The organism is uncultured Maribacter sp., assembly GCF_963975365.1.
Classification (GTDB): Bacteria; Bacteroidota; Bacteroidia; order Flavobacteriales; family Flavobacteriaceae; genus Maribacter.
Genome location: NZ_CAXBGF010000018.1, coordinates 18,841 through 32,249 on the forward strand (window position 1 = coordinate 18,841; position 13,409 = coordinate 32,249).

At 35.2% G+C, this 13,409-nt stretch carries 26 protein-coding genes; all 26 read right to left on the minus strand.

From position 1 onward, the window contains the following. Window positions 1-104: 104 nt before the first annotated feature. The 26 genes from carA to rplB all read right to left on the minus strand — a co-directional run bounded on the left by carA (window position 105) and on the right by rplB (window position 13,405). A complete protein-coding gene (gene carA / locus AACZ49_RS16425; protein WP_339657129.1) occupies window positions 105-1,232 on the minus strand; it encodes a glutamine-hydrolyzing carbamoyl-phosphate synthase small subunit in 1,128 nt (375 codons plus the stop codon). A 94-nt stretch (window positions 1,233-1,326) separates the two neighbouring features. Continuing rightward, window positions 1,327-1,875: a 50S ribosomal protein L17 gene (rplQ, locus tag AACZ49_RS16430; protein WP_339657131.1), complete on the minus strand. Its 549-nt coding sequence runs from the start codon at window positions 1,873-1,875 to the stop codon at window positions 1,327-1,329. A gap of 59 nt (window positions 1,876-1,934) precedes the next feature. Then, a complete protein-coding gene (locus AACZ49_RS16435; RefSeq protein WP_091622009.1) occupies window positions 1,935-2,927 on the minus strand; it encodes a DNA-directed RNA polymerase subunit alpha in 993 nt (330 codons plus the stop codon). A gap of 17 nt (window positions 2,928-2,944) precedes the next feature. Beyond that, window positions 2,945-3,550 (minus strand): 30S ribosomal protein S4, encoded by a 606-nt coding sequence (gene rpsD, locus AACZ49_RS16440; RefSeq protein WP_339657133.1) that lies wholly within the window; start codon window positions 3,548-3,550, stop codon window positions 2,945-2,947. 89 nt (window positions 3,551-3,639) lie between these two features. Continuing rightward, window positions 3,640-4,032: a 30S ribosomal protein S11 gene (gene rpsK / locus AACZ49_RS16445; protein ID WP_036152169.1), complete on the minus strand. Its 393-nt coding sequence runs from the start codon at window positions 4,030-4,032 to the stop codon at window positions 3,640-3,642. A gap of 9 nt (window positions 4,033-4,041) precedes the next feature. Next, a complete protein-coding gene (gene rpsM, locus AACZ49_RS16450; protein WP_091622003.1) occupies window positions 4,042-4,416 on the minus strand; it encodes a 30S ribosomal protein S13 in 375 nt (124 codons plus the stop codon). A gap of 2 nt (window positions 4,417-4,418) precedes the next feature. Then, window positions 4,419-4,535 carry a type B 50S ribosomal protein L36 gene (gene ykgO / locus AACZ49_RS16455; protein WP_013305171.1) on the minus strand — a complete coding sequence of 39 codons (117 nt, stop codon included), beginning with the start codon at window positions 4,533-4,535 and terminating at the stop codon, window positions 4,419-4,421. Between the two features lie 8 nt (window positions 4,536-4,543). Next, the gene (infA, locus tag AACZ49_RS16460; protein WP_013305172.1) at window positions 4,544-4,759 is read right to left on the minus strand and encodes a translation initiation factor IF-1; all 216 of its coding nucleotides are present in this window, start codon (window positions 4,757-4,759) and stop codon (window positions 4,544-4,546) included. Between the two features lie 3 nt (window positions 4,760-4,762). Beyond that, window positions 4,763-6,106 carry a preprotein translocase subunit SecY gene (gene secY / locus AACZ49_RS16465; RefSeq protein ID WP_339657135.1) on the minus strand — a complete coding sequence of 448 codons (1,344 nt, stop codon included), beginning with the start codon at window positions 6,104-6,106 and terminating at the stop codon, window positions 4,763-4,765. Between the two features lie 14 nt (window positions 6,107-6,120). Then, window positions 6,121-6,573, minus strand: coding sequence for a 50S ribosomal protein L15 (gene rplO, locus AACZ49_RS16470; RefSeq protein ID WP_339657137.1), 453 nt, complete (start codon window positions 6,571-6,573; stop codon window positions 6,121-6,123). Window positions 6,574-6,585: 12 nt separating this feature from the next. After that, on the minus strand, window positions 6,586-6,765 hold the full coding sequence (gene rpmD, locus AACZ49_RS16475) for a 50S ribosomal protein L30 (protein ID WP_027064811.1): 180 nt from the start codon (window positions 6,763-6,765) through the stop codon (window positions 6,586-6,588). Between the two features lie 10 nt (window positions 6,766-6,775). After that, entirely contained in the window at window positions 6,776-7,300 is a 525-nt protein-coding gene (gene rpsE / locus AACZ49_RS16480) for a 30S ribosomal protein S5 (RefSeq protein WP_091621991.1), read from the minus strand. Window positions 7,301-7,309: 9 nt separating this feature from the next. Beyond that, window positions 7,310-7,666, minus strand: a complete 357-nt coding sequence (rplR, locus tag AACZ49_RS16485) for a 50S ribosomal protein L18 (protein WP_339657139.1) — start codon at window positions 7,664-7,666, stop codon at window positions 7,310-7,312. A 12-nt stretch (window positions 7,667-7,678) separates the two neighbouring features. Further along, window positions 7,679-8,221: a 50S ribosomal protein L6 gene (gene rplF / locus AACZ49_RS16490; protein WP_339657141.1), complete on the minus strand. Its 543-nt coding sequence runs from the start codon at window positions 8,219-8,221 to the stop codon at window positions 7,679-7,681. Window positions 8,222-8,240: 19 nt separating this feature from the next. Continuing rightward, a complete protein-coding gene (gene rpsH / locus AACZ49_RS16495; RefSeq protein WP_339657142.1) occupies window positions 8,241-8,639 on the minus strand; it encodes a 30S ribosomal protein S8 in 399 nt (132 codons plus the stop codon). Between the two features lie 67 nt (window positions 8,640-8,706). After that, the gene (gene rpsN / locus AACZ49_RS16500) at window positions 8,707-8,976 is read right to left on the minus strand and encodes a 30S ribosomal protein S14 (protein WP_339657143.1); all 270 of its coding nucleotides are present in this window, start codon (window positions 8,974-8,976) and stop codon (window positions 8,707-8,709) included. Window position 8,977: 1 nt separating this feature from the next. Next, window positions 8,978-9,529, minus strand: a complete 552-nt coding sequence (gene rplE / locus AACZ49_RS16505) for a 50S ribosomal protein L5 (RefSeq protein ID WP_091621977.1) — start codon at window positions 9,527-9,529, stop codon at window positions 8,978-8,980. Between the two features lie 2 nt (window positions 9,530-9,531). Beyond that, entirely contained in the window at window positions 9,532-9,846 is a 315-nt protein-coding gene (gene rplX / locus AACZ49_RS16510; RefSeq protein ID WP_339657147.1) for a 50S ribosomal protein L24, read from the minus strand. Between the two features lie 13 nt (window positions 9,847-9,859). Continuing rightward, window positions 9,860-10,228 (minus strand): 50S ribosomal protein L14, encoded by a 369-nt coding sequence (gene rplN, locus AACZ49_RS16515; protein ID WP_027064819.1) that lies wholly within the window; start codon window positions 10,226-10,228, stop codon window positions 9,860-9,862. Between the two features lie 3 nt (window positions 10,229-10,231). Then, window positions 10,232-10,489: a 30S ribosomal protein S17 gene (rpsQ, locus tag AACZ49_RS16520; protein WP_079510393.1), complete on the minus strand. Its 258-nt coding sequence runs from the start codon at window positions 10,487-10,489 to the stop codon at window positions 10,232-10,234. 13 nt (window positions 10,490-10,502) lie between these two features. After that, window positions 10,503-10,694: a 50S ribosomal protein L29 gene (gene rpmC, locus AACZ49_RS16525; RefSeq protein WP_079510392.1), complete on the minus strand. Its 192-nt coding sequence runs from the start codon at window positions 10,692-10,694 to the stop codon at window positions 10,503-10,505. Window positions 10,695-10,706: 12 nt separating this feature from the next. Next, the gene (gene rplP, locus AACZ49_RS16530; RefSeq protein ID WP_339657151.1) at window positions 10,707-11,135 is read right to left on the minus strand and encodes a 50S ribosomal protein L16; all 429 of its coding nucleotides are present in this window, start codon (window positions 11,133-11,135) and stop codon (window positions 10,707-10,709) included. A 20-nt stretch (window positions 11,136-11,155) separates the two neighbouring features. Further along, entirely contained in the window at window positions 11,156-11,875 is a 720-nt protein-coding gene (rpsC, locus tag AACZ49_RS16535) for a 30S ribosomal protein S3 (protein ID WP_339657153.1), read from the minus strand. 1 nt (window position 11,876) lies between these two features. Next, the gene (rplV, locus tag AACZ49_RS16540; protein ID WP_079510389.1) at window positions 11,877-12,284 is read right to left on the minus strand and encodes a 50S ribosomal protein L22; all 408 of its coding nucleotides are present in this window, start codon (window positions 12,282-12,284) and stop codon (window positions 11,877-11,879) included. A gap of 3 nt (window positions 12,285-12,287) precedes the next feature. Then, window positions 12,288-12,566, minus strand: coding sequence for a 30S ribosomal protein S19 (rpsS, locus tag AACZ49_RS16545; protein ID WP_068483643.1), 279 nt, complete (start codon window positions 12,564-12,566; stop codon window positions 12,288-12,290). Between the two features lie 14 nt (window positions 12,567-12,580). Next, window positions 12,581-13,405: a 50S ribosomal protein L2 gene (gene rplB / locus AACZ49_RS16550; protein WP_339657157.1), complete on the minus strand. Its 825-nt coding sequence runs from the start codon at window positions 13,403-13,405 to the stop codon at window positions 12,581-12,583. Window positions 13,406-13,409: the final 4 nt, after the last annotated feature.

Consider the following 13,409-nt stretch of genomic DNA (forward strand, 5'->3'; position numbering starts at 1 on the left):
TTATATTGTTTTTATTGTTTGTTACATTTAGGCCGTAAAGATACAAAACCAAGGTTTCTCCAAGATTGTTTAACCCTTACATTTCCCAATAAATTACTATTAATTTAAACTATTTCGTTACGTTTAGCACTTTTCTCAATTAATTTAAAAAAATCATCAAAAAGATACTCAGCATCATGTGGTCCCGGACTAGCTTCTGGATGATATTGAACAGAAAACACATCCCTATTCTTCATTCGAATACCAGCAACTGTTTTATCATTTAGATGAACATGTGTAATTTCCAAATTATCATTAGCCTCTGTTTCCTCCCTATTTATAGCAAAACCATGATTTTGAGAAGTTATTTCTCCCTTACCAGTTAATAAATTTAGTATAGGATGATTAATTCCCCGATGTCCATTGTACATTTTGTATGTTGACACATCGTTCGCCAAAGCCAATACTTGATGTCCTAAACAAATACCAAACAAAGGTTTATCTGTTTGAATCATTTTTTTTACTGCAGAAATTGCGTCAACCAAAGGTTCTGGGTCACCTGGACCGTTAGAAATAAAGAATGCATCTGCATTCCACAAGGAAATATCCTCAAAACTAGAATTATATGGAAACACTTTTACATAAGCATCTCTTTTTACCAGATTACGCAAAATATTCTTTTTAATACCAATATCTAAGGCTGCAATTTTATAAGTTGCATTTTCATCACCAACAAAATAAGCTTCTTTAGTAGAAACTTTAGATGCTAATTCCAGACCCTCCATGCTTGGCACCTCGCTTAATTGTTTCTTTAGACTGTCAATATTGTCAACATCAGTAGAAATAACAGCATTCATAGCACCATTATCTCTAATATAGCTAACCAATGCCCTGGTATCAACATCAGAGATTGCAAAAAGATTATTTTGATTTAAGAAATCTTGCAAACTAGCATCAGCTAATGGTCTAGAATATTCATAACTAAAATTTCTACAAACTAAACCTGATATTTTTATAGAATCAGATTCCACCTCTTCCTTGTTTACTCCATAATTACCAATATGTGCATTGGTGGTCACCATTATTTGTCCAAAATAAGAAGGATCAGTAAATATTTCTTGATAACCAGTCATACCCGTATTAAAACAAACCTCACCAAAGGCAGTTCCTTCTTTGTCGCCTACAGATTTACCATGAAAAATTGTACCATCAGCTAGTAATATTAAAGCTCTTCTCTTTGCTTGATATTTCATTTTACTATAAAAATTTATTCGTTCACAAAAAAACATAAAAAAAGGATAAGCTAGAAAGCTTATCCTTTTTCATTATTAATATTTATCGACAATTTTATTCCTTAGAATCATCTGTCTTAATTTCAGAATCGGCTTGTGCTTCAGGTTTAACTTCGTCTTTTACTTTAGTCTCTTTCTCAACAGCAACAGCCTCAGCATCACCACCACCAGATCTTCTACTTCTTCTAGTAGATTTCTTTTTAGGTTTACCAGCGTTATACAATTCGTTGAAATCAACCAATTCTATCATTGCCATATCAGCGTTATCACCTAAACGATTACCTAACTTGATAATTCTAGTATAACCCCCTGGTCTATCAGCAACTTTTTCAGATACTACACTGAACAATTCAGTTACTGCATATTTATCACGAAGATTTTTAAAAACTATACGTCTATTGTGCGTTCCCTTATCAGCACTTACATTATTTTCAGCTTTTGATTTAGTAATCAATGGCTCAATAAATTGTTTTAAAGCTTTTGCTTTAGCAACTGTTGTGTTGATTCTTTTATGCTCAATTAAAGAACAAGCCATGTTAGCTAACATTGCCTTTCTATGTGCAGTCTTTCTACCTAAATGATTGATTTTTTTACCGTGTCTCATTTTACAATTTTATCATCTTGCTACCAAACTCGTTAGAACGAGGAGCAAAATATGATTATTTAATCTTTATCTAATTTATATTTTGACAAATCCATACCGAAACTTAATCCCTTATTAATTACAAGTTCTTCAAGCTCAGTTAATGATTTTTTACCGAAGTTTCTAAACTTCATTAAGTCATTTTTATTAAAAGAAACCAAATCTCCCAAAGTATCAACTTCAGCTGCTTTTAAACAGTTTAGAGCACGAACAGAAAGGTCCATATCCACTAATTTAGTTTTTAATAATTGTCTCATATGCAAAGACTCCTCATCGTATGTCTCAGTTTGAGCTATTTCATCTGCTTCCAAAGTAATACGCTCATCAGAGAAAAGCATAAAGTGATGAATTAATACTTTAGCCGCTTCAGTTAAAGCATCTTTTGGATGAATTGACCCATCAGAAGAAATTTCAAAAACCAATTTCTCATAATCAGTTTTTTGTTCGACACGAAAGTTTTCAATACTATATTTTACATTTTTAATAGGTGTAAAAATAGAATCTATAGCTATAGTACCTAACGGAGTACCTGATTTCTTATTTTCTTCTGCAGGCACATAACCTCTTCCTTTTTCAATAGTAATTTCCATATTGATACTAACTTTAGCATCCATATTACATATTACTAGATCAGGATTCAATACTTGGTATCCAGAAATGAATTTCTGAAAATCACCAGCAGTTAATTGATTTTTGCCACTCACAGAAATAGAAACAACCTCTGCTTCAGAGTCTTCAATTTGTTTCTTGAAACGAACTTGTTTCAAGTTCAAAATAATCTCCGTTACATCTTCTACAACGCCAGAAATCACAGAGAATTCGTGCTCTACCTTATCTATCCTAACGGACGTAATAGCATGCCCTTCTAATGAAGAAAGCAATACACGTCTTAATGCATTCCCAACAGTTAATCCATAACCAGGTTCCAAAGGGCGAAATTCGAACTTCCCTTCGAAATCAGAGGAATCGATCATTATTACTTTATCGGGTTTCTGAAAATTAAATAATGCCATAATTGGATCGGTGTTGTTTATTTAGAGTATAACTCCACGATTAATTGTTCTTTGATATTTTCTGGAATCTGTAATCTTTCAGGAATAGAAACATAAGTTCCTTCCTTCTTTTCACTATTCCAAGAAATCCACTCATAAACCGCACTACTTGCAGTTAATGAATCTTGTATACTTTGAAGTGATTTTGATTTTTCTCTAACACCAACAACATCACCTGCTTTTAATGAATAAGAAGGTATGTTTACCAACTCGCCATTTACCGTAATATGTCTGTGAGAAACTAATTGTCTAGCTCCACTTCTTGTTGGAGAAATACCCATTCTGAAAACAACGTTATCTAAACGTGATTCACATAATTGTAGTAAAATCTCACCCGCAACACCTTCTTTTCTTTTCGCAGTAGCAAATAAGTTTCTGAATTGCTTTTCTAAAATACCATAAGTATATTTAGCCTTTTGCTTTTCCATCAATTGAACAGAATATTCAGATTTTTTACCTCTTCGTCTGTTATTCCCGTGTTGCCCTGGAGGGTAATTTTTCTTTTCGAATGACTTATCGTCTCCGAATATTGCTTCGCCAAATTTACGAGCAATCTTTGATTTTGGTCCTGTATATCTTGCCATTTTCTTTAAATTTAAAAGTGAGATTATGAATTAAGGCTTATCCTTCGATAATCGTAACTACACTTTCGGTGAAATATATTAATAATTAATTAAACTCTTCTTCTCTTCGGAGGTCTACAACCGTTGTGAGGCATAGGAGTAACATCTATGATTTCCGTTACTTCAATACCTGCATTATGTAAAGATCTTATTGCAGATTCTCTACCATTTCCAGGTCCTTTCACATATACCTTTACTTTTCTTAATCCTGCTTCATGAGCAACTTTAGAACAGTCTTCTGCCGCCACTTGAGCAGCATAAGGTGTATTTTTCTTAGATCCCCTAAAACCTAATTTACCCGCAGATGACCAAGAAATCACATCTCCTTTTTTATTAGTCAAAGAAATGATGATGTTGTTGAAAGAAGCACTAATGTGAGCTTCGCCAACTGAGTCAACTATAACTTTACGTTTCTTGGTAACTTTAGTATTTGCCTTTGCCATACCTAATTATTATTTAGTTGCTTTCTTCTTGTTAGCAACTGTTTTACGCTTTCCTTTTCTAGTTCTAGAGTTGTTCTTAGTACGTTGACCTCTTAAAGGTAACCCTGATCTATGACGAATACCTCTATAACAGCCAATATCCATTAAACGTTTAATGTTCAACTGAGTTTCAGAACGTAATTCACCTTCGATTACAAAAGCTGAAACAGCCTCCCTGATACGACCAATTTCATCATCATTCCAATCAGAAACCTTTGTATCTTCACTAACTTGGGCTTTACTCAAAATTTCTTGTGACCTACTTCTGCCAATTCCAAAAATGTAGGTTAAGGCGATCACGCCTCTCTTTTGTTTTGGTATATCTATACCTGCGATTCTTGCCATAATTACCCTTGTCTTTGTTTAAATCTAGGATTCTTTTTGTTGATTACGTACAACCTGCCTTTTCTGCGAACAATCTTGCAGTCGGCGCTTCTCTTCTTAACTGATGCTCTTACTTTCATCTTGTATCTTAGTATCTATATGTAATTCTTGCTTTCGTAAGGTCATACGGACTCATTTCCAATTTAACCTTATCACCAGGTAATAACTTAATATAGTGCATACGCATCTTACCTGAAATATGCGCTGTTACCACATGCCCATTCTCCAATTCTACCCGAAACATTGCATTTGACAATGCTTCTATGATAGACCCATCTTGTTCTATTGCTGCCTGCTTAGCCATAAATTATGCTACTTTTCTATTTTTACCGGTTTTCATCAAACCATCATAATGTCTATTTAACAAATATGAATTTACTTGTTGTACCGTATCAATGGCAACCCCAACCATAATTAATAGAGATGTTCCACCATAAAATAATGCCCAACCTGCTTGAACATCCATCAACTTAACTACAATCGCTGGTAAAATAGCCAGCAAAGCTAAGAAAATTGATCCAGGTAATGTTATTAAAGACATAATCTTATCTAAATAATCTCCTGTTTCTTTTCCAGGTCGTATTCCCGGTATAAAACCACCACTTCTTTTTAAGTCATCTGCCATTTTATTGGTAGGAACTGTAATTGCAGTATAGAAGTAAGTAAAGATTATAATTAGCAAAGCAAACAATAAATTATATGCCCATCCGAATATATCACTAAACTGTACTTGCATCCACTGTCCAAAAGATGTGTCATCAAAAGCACTACCTATCATACCAGGAACAAACATAATAGCTTGTGCAAATATAATTGGCATAACTCCAGAAGCATTTAACTTTAAAGGTATATACTGCCTAGAACCCATTATGTTCTTTTCATATCCACCAGAAGCTGTACGTCGAGCATATTGTACAGGAATTTGCCTTGTTGCCATTACTAAAAGAATACATGCTAATATTACCAAGAACCAAACAATGACCTCAATTAATATAAACATTAGTCCTCCGTTATTATCAGTTGTCCTTGAAATAAACTCTTGAACAAAAGATTGTGGCATAGTAGCAATGATACCTATCATAATTAACAAAGAAATACCGTTACCAATACCTTTATCCGTTATTTTTTCACCAAGCCACATTGCAAATACAGTTCCTGTTACCAATATTACAACAGCAGGAACCATAAAATCCAATCCTTTTCCTAGTAAAAATGCAGTATCTCTAACACCAAAAGCCTCTAAACCATAAAGATATGCAGGTGCTTGAACAATACAAATACCAATGGTTAACCATCTTGTAATTTGATTTATTGTTTTACGACCGCTTTCACCTTCTTTCTGTAATTTTTGAAGATAAGGTATTGCAATACCCATTAACTGCACAACAATAGATGCAGATATATATGGCATAATACCCAAAGCAAAAACAGAAGCATTAGCAAAAGCCCCTCCTGTAAATGCATTTAAAAGACCAAATATTCCTTGATCAGTGCTATCTGTCAATCCACCTAATTGCGTCGAATCTATACCTGGAAGTACAATTTGACAACCAAAACGATAAACCAACAAAAGACCCAATGTAATAAGAATTCTATTTCTTAGTTCTTCTATCTTCCAAATATTGGATATTGTATCAATAAAATTCTTCATGCTCTCGTTTATGCTTACAAACTTATTGCCTCACCACCTGCTGCCTCAATAGCTGCTTTGGCAGAAACCGTAAATTTATGTACCGAAATTTTTAGTGGCGCTTTTAATTCACCATTCCCTAAAATTTTCACTAAATCATTTTTACCAACTAAACCGTTTTCAATTAAGATATCTAAAGACACTTCATTGGTGATAATTTTATTATCAACAAGTTCTTGTAATTTTTCTAAATTAATACCCTGATAATCTTTACGATTAATATTTGTAAAGCCAAACTTAGGTACACGGCGTTGCAATGGCATTTGACCCCCTTCGAAACCAATTTTCTTAGAATAACCAGATCTTGACTTTGCTCCCTTATGACCTCTTGCAGCTGTTCCACCTTTTCCAGAACCTTGACCTCTACCAAGACGTTTTCCATCTCTATTCACTGAACCTTCTGCAGGCTGTAGACTATGTAAACCCATTCTATTCTATCTTTAAGCCTCCTCTGTGGAAACTAAATGTTTAACTTTATTTATCATTCCAAGAATGTTAGGTGTATCATCATGTTCAACAACCTGTCCTATTCTTTTTAAACCAAGTGCCTCCAAAGTCCTTTTCTGGTTTTGAGGTTTCTTAATTCCACTTTTTACTTGTGTCACTTTAATCTTTGCCATAATTCTACGCTTAGCCTTTAAATACTTTTTCTAAAGAAACACCTCTTTGTGCTGCAATTGTTTTTGCATCCCTAAGTTGCAATAAAGCATCAAAAGTTGCCTTTACAACATTGTGTGGATTTGATGAACCCTGAGATTTAGAAAGTACATCATGCACTCCAACCGACTCCAAGACTGATCTAACGGCCCCACCAGCAATAACACCGGTACCATGAGATGCAGGTTGAATATAAACCCTTGCACCACCAAATTTACCTTTTTGCTCATGTGGTAAAGTACCTTTATTTAAAGGAATACGAACTAAATTCTTTTTACCATCTTCAATAGCTTTAGCAATTGCAGTCGCAACTTCTTTAGATTTACCTAAACCATGACCTACAACTCCATTTTCATCTCCTACAACAACAATAGCAGAAAAACCAAATGCTCTACCACCTTTCGTTACTTTTGTTACACGTTGAATGCCAACTAACTTATCTTTTAAATCTAAACCGCCAGGCTTAACAGTTTCTACGTTTTTATATTTTTGGAACATACTAGTATATTAGAATTTTAATCCTGCTTCTCTTGCACCATCAGCTAAAGATTTTACTCTTCCGTGATACAAATTACCTCCTCTATCAAAAGCTACCTTATCAAGGCCCGCTTTTACAGATTTCTCAGCAATTGTTTTTCCAACTAAAGCAGCAATCTCTGTTTTATTTCCTTTTGTTTTAGCAATATCCTTATCTCTAGAAGAAGCAGATACTATTGTGATTCCTTTAACGTCATCTATAATTTGAGCGTAAATCTCACTATTACTTCTGAACACAGATAACCTTGGTCTTGCTGCAGTTCCAGAAGAAACCTTACGAATTCTACGTCGGATTCTTAATTTTCTTTGTGTCTTTGATAATCCCATAATACCCTTATATTAAGCTGACTTACCAGCTTTTCTTCTTAATATTTCACCTACAAATTTAATTCCTTTCCCTTTGTACGGTTCTGGTCTACGGAAAGATCTAATTTTTGCAGCAATATGGCCAACTAATTGTTTGTCATGAGACGTTAGTTTTACGATTGGGTTTTTACCTTTTTCAGAAATAGTCTCAACTTGAACCTCTGGTGCTAAATCAAAAACTATATTATGAGAAAAACCTAAAGCCAAATCAAGTTTTTGACCTTGATTACTTGCTCTATAACCTACACCTACCAATTCCAGCTCTTTGGTCCATCCTTTAGAAACACCTTCAACCATGTTAGTTATCAGTGATCTATACAAACCGTGCTTTGCTTTATGATCCTTAGAATCCGACGGTCTTGTTACCCAAGCCTGTCCATCCTCTACTTTAACCGCAACATCAGAAAACTCTTGAGTCAATTCACCTAACTTTCCTTTTACAGAAATGATACTGTCATTGATTTCAATTGTAACTCCTTCAGGAATTGCGATTGGATTATTACCTATTCTAGACATCTTCTAAATCTTTATTCAATTAATAAACGTAGCACAAAACTTCACCACCAACTTTTTCCGCCTTTGCTTGTTTGCTTGTCATTACACCGTGAGATGTAGAAACAATAGCAATACCTAAACCATTTAATACACGTGGTAAATCTTCGCTACCAGCATACTTTCTAAGACCCGGTTTACTGATACGCTGAATTTTCTTAATAACAGGTTCTTTAGTAAGCTTGTCATATTTTAAAGCTATTTTAATCGCACCTTGAACCTTATTGTCCTCAAACTTATAACTTAAAATATATCCTTGATCGAATAATATTTTAGTTATTTCCTTTTTTAGATTCGACGCAGGAATTTCAACAACCCTGTGACCCGCTCTACTAGCGTTTCTAACTCTCGTTAGGTAATCTGCAATAGTATCTGTTACCATTTATATATAATTCGGAGACGGTTTTCAGCAACTAAGCCAAACCTGAAACCATTAATAATTCTTTTTATTACCAGCTAGCCTTCTTAACACCAGGTATTAAACCAGCGTTAGCCATTTCTCTAAACATTACCCTAGAAATACCAAAGGTTCTCATGTAACCTTTAGGTCTACCTGTTAACTTACATCTATTGTGTAATCTTACCGGAGATGCATTCTTAGGCAATCTCTGTAAAGCTTCAAAGTCACCAGCCTCCTTCAAAGCTTTTCTCCTTTCAGCATAAATTGCTACAGTTCTTTCCCTTTTTCTCTCACGGGCCTTCATTGATTCCTTAGCCATACTAATTCTTTTTAAAAGGTAATCCTAATTCAGTTAATAAAGATTTTGCTTCCTTGTCAGTTTCTGCTGAGGTTACAAAAGTAATATCCATTCCGTTAATTCTATTGATTTTATCAATATTAACTTCTGGAAAAATAATTTGTTCAGTGATACCTAGGTTATAATTTCCACGACCATCAAAGCCAGTAGCTTTAATACCTTGAAAATCTCTTACTCGTGGTAAAGCAGAAGTTACTAAACGATCTAAGAATTCGTACATACGCTCACCTCTTAGAGTAACTTTTGCACCAATTGGCATACCTTTTCTTAGTTTAAATGCAGCAACATCTTTTTTAGATAATGTAGCAACTGCTTTTTGACCTGTAATCATCGTCATTTCATCAAGTGCGTGATCAATAAGCTTTTTATCAGCAACAGCAGCACCTACCCCTCTACTCATTACTATTTTCTCTAACTTAGGAACCTGCATTACATTACTGTAACCAAATTCTTCGGTAAGGGCAGCAATAATCCGCTCCTTATACTCTTTCTTTAATCTTGTAACGTATGCCATAACTAAATTACTTCTTTGGATTTTTTGGAAACCCTTACTTTTTTACCATCCTTCATCTCATAACCAACTCTTGTAGTATCTCCGGATTTACCATCAATTAAAGAAAGGTTAGAAATATGGATTAAAGCTTCTTTTTTTACAATACCACCTTGAGGATTTTTAGCACTAGGCTTCTCATGTTTAGATACCATATTAGCACCTTCAACAATGGCTTTATTTTTCTCAAGATTTACACGCATCACCTTACCTTCAGTTCCCTTATGGTCACCAGCAATAATTCTTACCGTATCTCCTGTTTTAATCTTTAACTTTTTCATCTTGTCAGTTATATTATAATACCTCTGGGGCCAATGATACAATCTTCATGAATTGCTTATCCCTAAGCTCTCTTGCAACAGGTCCAAAAACACGAGTACCTCTCATTTCTCCTGCAGGGTTCAACAATACACAAGCGTTATCGTCAAATCTGATATAAGACCCATCAGGCCTTCTCACCTCTTTCTTAGTGCGAACTACTACTGCAGTTGATACCGCTCCTTTTTTAATACCTCCGTTAGGAGTTGCCTCTTTAACCGTAACAACTATTTTGTCACCTATTGAAGCATATCTTCTTTTAGTACCACCAAGAACACGGATAGTTAAAACTTCCTTTGCTCCTGTGTTATCCGCAACCTTTAATCTAGATTCTTGCTGTAACATAACTTATTTAGCTCTTTCTAAGATTTCTACTAATCTCCAACATTTGGTTTTACTCATAGGACGAGTCTCCATGATTTTTACCGTATCACCAATATTGCAGTCATTTTTTTCGTCATGTGCAACATACTTCTTTGTCTTCAAAACGAATTTACCGTACATAGGATGCTTTACTCTTTTCACTTCAGCAACAACAATGGATTTCTCCATTTTGTCACTAGTGACTACTCCTACTCTCTCTTTTCTTAAGTTTCTTTTTTCCATAAAGCACAACCAATTATTGGTTTTCCCTATTAGTTAATTCAGTAGCTAATCTTGCCACCGTTCTCCTTACTTTTCTTATCTGAAGCGGATTTTCTAACGGAGTTACAAAATGTGCCATTTTCAAATCACCATGTTGCTTCTTATACTCGGCCAATTTCTCCGTAAGTCCTTCTACAGACATTTCTTTAATCTCTTGTTTTTTCATCGTTACTTACGTTTAATTTGCTACCTCGTAATCTCGAGCTACAATAAATTTAGTTTTAACAGGAAGTTTTTGCGCCGCTAATCTTAAAGCCTCTTTTGCTACTTCCATTGGAACCCCTGCCACTTCAAACATTACTCTACCAGGTTTTACCACAGCAACAAAATATTCAGGTGCACCCTTACCTTTACCCATACGTACCTCTAAAGGTTTTTTGGTTATCGGCTTATCTGGAAATATTTTGATCCACAATTGACCTTCTCTCTTCATAAATCTTGTAGCAGCAATACGAGCAGCTTCAATTTGGCGTGAAGTCAAAAATGTAGCACCATCAACATTCTTTATACCGAACATACCATTTGAAAGTTGGTGTCCTCTTCCAGCTAGGCCTTTCATACGGCCTTTCTGCATCTTACGGAACTTCGTTCTTTTCGGTTGTAACATTACTTTAGTTCTTTAAAAAATTACTTTCTACGACGTTGTTTTCTTCCACCTTCTTGCTTACTTCCTTTAGTAGTTTCACTTTTTTGCATTCCTACTAATGGAGATAAATCTCTCTTACCATAAACCTCACCTTTCATAATCCAAACTTTAATACCAAGTTTACCATATGTAGTTTGAGCTTCCTGCAAGGCATAATCAATATCAGCCCTAAAGGTCGACAAAGGAATTCTACCATCTTTATAAGATTCTGAACGAGCCATTTCAGCACCATTTAATCTTCCAGAAATTTGAATTTTTATACCTTCAGCATTCATACGCATTGCTGCAGCGATTGCCATTTTAATAGCCCTTCTAAAAGAAATTCTGCTTTCTATCTGACGGGCAACACTTGCCGCTACTAGATTCGCATCCAATTCTGGTCTTTTTATTTCGAAAATATTGATTTGAACCTCCTTATTGGTGATTTTCTTCAATTCCTCTTTTAACTTATCAACCTCTTGACCCCCTTTACCGATAATAATACCAGGTCTAGCAGTAGTTACCGTAACAGTTATTAATTTAAGGGTACGTTCTATTATAACTCTAGAAACACTAGCTTTAGAAAGTCTGGCATGAATATACTTACGTATTTTATCATCCTCAGCCAATTTATCACCATAATCATTTCCACCATACCAGTTAGACTCCCAACCTCTAATGATTCCTAGACGATTTCCTATTGGATTTGTTTTCTGTCCCATTCTAGTTTTCTGTTATATTTTTAGACCCTAAAACCAATGTTACATGGTTTGAACGTTTTCTAATTCTATGCGCTCTACCTTGTGGAGCAGGACGCAATCTTTTCAACATCGCACCACCATCTACTCTAATTTCAGCAACAACTAAATCTGCATCTTCTAAATTTGCATCTTCATTTTTAGCTTGCCAGTTTGCCAAAGCAGACAATAATAACTTTTCCAATTTTCTTGAAGCCTCCTTAGGATTAAACCTCAATATTGCCAAAGCATTCTCCACCTTTACACCTCTAATCAAGTCAGCCACAAGACGCATTTTTCTTGGTGAAGTAGGGCAGTTATTCAACTTAGCGAAAGCCACCATCTTCTTTTCAGCCTTTATTCTTTCGGCCATCTGTTTTTTACGAACTCCCATAGCTTACTTTTTTCCTTTGTTTTTTGCACCTACATGACCCCTAAAAGATCTTGTTGGCGAAAATTCCCCAAGTTTATGTCCTACCATGTTTTCTGTTACAAAAACAGGTACAAATTGTTTTCCGTTATGAACCGCTATAGTCATCCCAACAAAATCAGGAGTTATCATAGAAGCTCTTGACCAAGTTTTGATTACCGATTTTTTACCGGATGAAACACTTTGTTGGATTTTTTTCTCCAAGCTATAGTGAACGTATGGTCCTTTTTTTAGTGAACGTGCCATTTCTTTCTACTTTTTTATTTCTTTCTACGTTCTATTATATACTTATTGGTGCTCTTGGTCTTAGAACGAGTTCTGTATCCTTTAGCAGGTATTCCATTTCTCGATCTTGGATGACCTCCAGAAGCTCTACCTTCACCACCACCCATTGGGTGATCGACAGGGTTCATTGCTACCGGTCTAGTTCTTGGTCTTCTACCTAACCATCTACTTCTACCCGCCTTACCAGACACTAGCAATTGATGATCAGAGTTAGACACGGCACCTATAGTAGCCATACAACCAGAAAGAATTAATCTTGTTTCACCAGATGGCATTTTAACAGTAACAAATTTACCATCCTTTGCCATAAGTTGAGCAAATGTACCAGCACTTCTTGCCATTACAGCACCTTGACCTGGCCTTAACTCAATACATGATATTATTGTACCTAGAGGTATTTCACTTAACGGTAATGCATTTCCTATTTCAGGAGCCACAGAACTACCAGAAGAGATCTGCTGATCTACTTGTAATCCGTTTTGAGCAATAACATATCGCTTTTCACCATCAGCATACTCTAAAAGAGCAATAAAAGCTGTTCTGTTTGGATCATACTCAATAGACTTTACAGAAGCTAGCACATCTTGCTTATCTCTTTTAAAATCTATTACACGATACCTCCTCTTATGACCTCCACCTTTTTGGCGAATGGTCATTTTTCCTTGACTGTTTCTACCTCCGGACTTTTTTAACGGAGCAAGCAAGCTCTTCTCCGGCTTATCAGCAGTAATGGCGTCAAATCCATTTACTACTCTAAAACGCTGTCCTGGAGTGATTGGTTTTAATTTTCTAACTGACATTTCT

Coding starts and splice junctions, on each gene's coding strand:
- carA (WP_339657129.1), bottom strand. CDS start 1,232: ATGAAATATCAAGCAAAGAGAAGAGCTTTAATATTACTAGCTGATGGT.
- rplQ (WP_339657131.1), bottom strand. CDS start 1,875: ATGAGACACGGTAAAAAAATCAATCATTTAGGTAGAAAGACTGCACAT.
- AACZ49_RS16435 (WP_091622009.1), bottom strand. CDS start 2,927: ATGGCATTATTTAATTTTCAGAAACCCGATAAAGTAATAATGATCGAT.
- rpsD (WP_339657133.1), bottom strand. CDS start 3,550: ATGGCAAGATATACAGGACCAAAATCAAAGATTGCTCGTAAATTTGGC.
- rpsK (WP_036152169.1), bottom strand. CDS start 4,032: ATGGCAAAGGCAAATACTAAAGTTACCAAGAAACGTAAAGTTATAGTT.
- rpsM (WP_091622003.1), bottom strand. CDS start 4,416: ATGGCAAGAATCGCAGGTATAGATATACCAAAACAAAAGAGAGGCGTG.
- ykgO (WP_013305171.1), bottom strand. CDS start 4,535: ATGAAAGTAAGAGCATCAGTTAAGAAGAGAAGCGCCGACTGCAAGATT.
- infA (WP_013305172.1), bottom strand. CDS start 4,759: ATGGCTAAGCAGGCAGCAATAGAACAAGATGGGTCTATCATAGAAGCA.
- secY (WP_339657135.1), bottom strand. CDS start 6,106: ATGAAGAATTTTATTGATACAATATCCAATATTTGGAAGATAGAAGAA.
- rplO (WP_339657137.1), bottom strand. CDS start 6,573: ATGGGTTTACATAGTCTACAGCCTGCAGAAGGTTCAGTGAATAGAGAT.
- rpmD (WP_027064811.1), bottom strand. CDS start 6,765: ATGGCAAAGATTAAAGTGACACAAGTAAAAAGTGGAATTAAGAAACCT.
- rpsE (WP_091621991.1), bottom strand. CDS start 7,300: ATGTTCCAAAAATATAAAAACGTAGAAACTGTTAAGCCTGGCGGTTTA.
- rplR (WP_339657139.1), bottom strand. CDS start 7,666: ATGGGATTATCAAAGACACAAAGAAAATTAAGAATCCGACGTAGAATT.
- rplF (WP_339657141.1), bottom strand. CDS start 8,221: ATGTCTAGAATAGGTAATAATCCAATCGCAATTCCTGAAGGAGTTACA.
- rpsH (WP_339657142.1), bottom strand. CDS start 8,639: ATGGTAACAGATACTATTGCAGATTACCTAACGAGAGTTAGAAACGCT.
- rpsN (WP_339657143.1), bottom strand. CDS start 8,976: ATGGCTAAGGAATCAATGAAGGCCCGTGAGAGAAAAAGGGAAAGAACT.
- rplE (WP_091621977.1), bottom strand. CDS start 9,529: ATGGCATACGTTACAAGATTAAAGAAAGAGTATAAGGAGCGGATTATT.
- rplX (WP_339657147.1), bottom strand. CDS start 9,846: ATGAAAAAGTTAAAGATTAAAACAGGAGATACGGTAAGAATTATTGCT.
- rplN (WP_027064819.1), bottom strand. CDS start 10,228: ATGTTACAGCAAGAATCTAGATTAAAGGTTGCGGATAACACAGGAGCA.
- rpsQ (WP_079510393.1), bottom strand. CDS start 10,489: ATGGAAAAAAGAAACTTAAGAAAAGAGAGAGTAGGAGTAGTCACTAGT.
- rpmC (WP_079510392.1), bottom strand. CDS start 10,694: ATGAAAAAACAAGAGATTAAAGAAATGTCTGTAGAAGGACTTACGGAG.
- rplP (WP_339657151.1), bottom strand. CDS start 11,135: ATGTTACAACCGAAAAGAACGAAGTTCCGTAAGATGCAGAAAGGCCGT.
- rpsC (WP_339657153.1), bottom strand. CDS start 11,875: ATGGGACAGAAAACAAATCCAATAGGAAATCGTCTAGGAATCATTAGA.
- rplV (WP_079510389.1), bottom strand. CDS start 12,284: ATGGGAGTTCGTAAAAAACAGATGGCCGAAAGAATAAAGGCTGAAAAG.
- rpsS (WP_068483643.1), bottom strand. CDS start 12,566: ATGGCACGTTCACTAAAAAAAGGACCATACGTTCACTATAGCTTGGAG.
- rplB (WP_339657157.1), bottom strand. CDS start 13,405: ATGTCAGTTAGAAAATTAAAACCAATCACTCCAGGACAGCGTTTTAGA.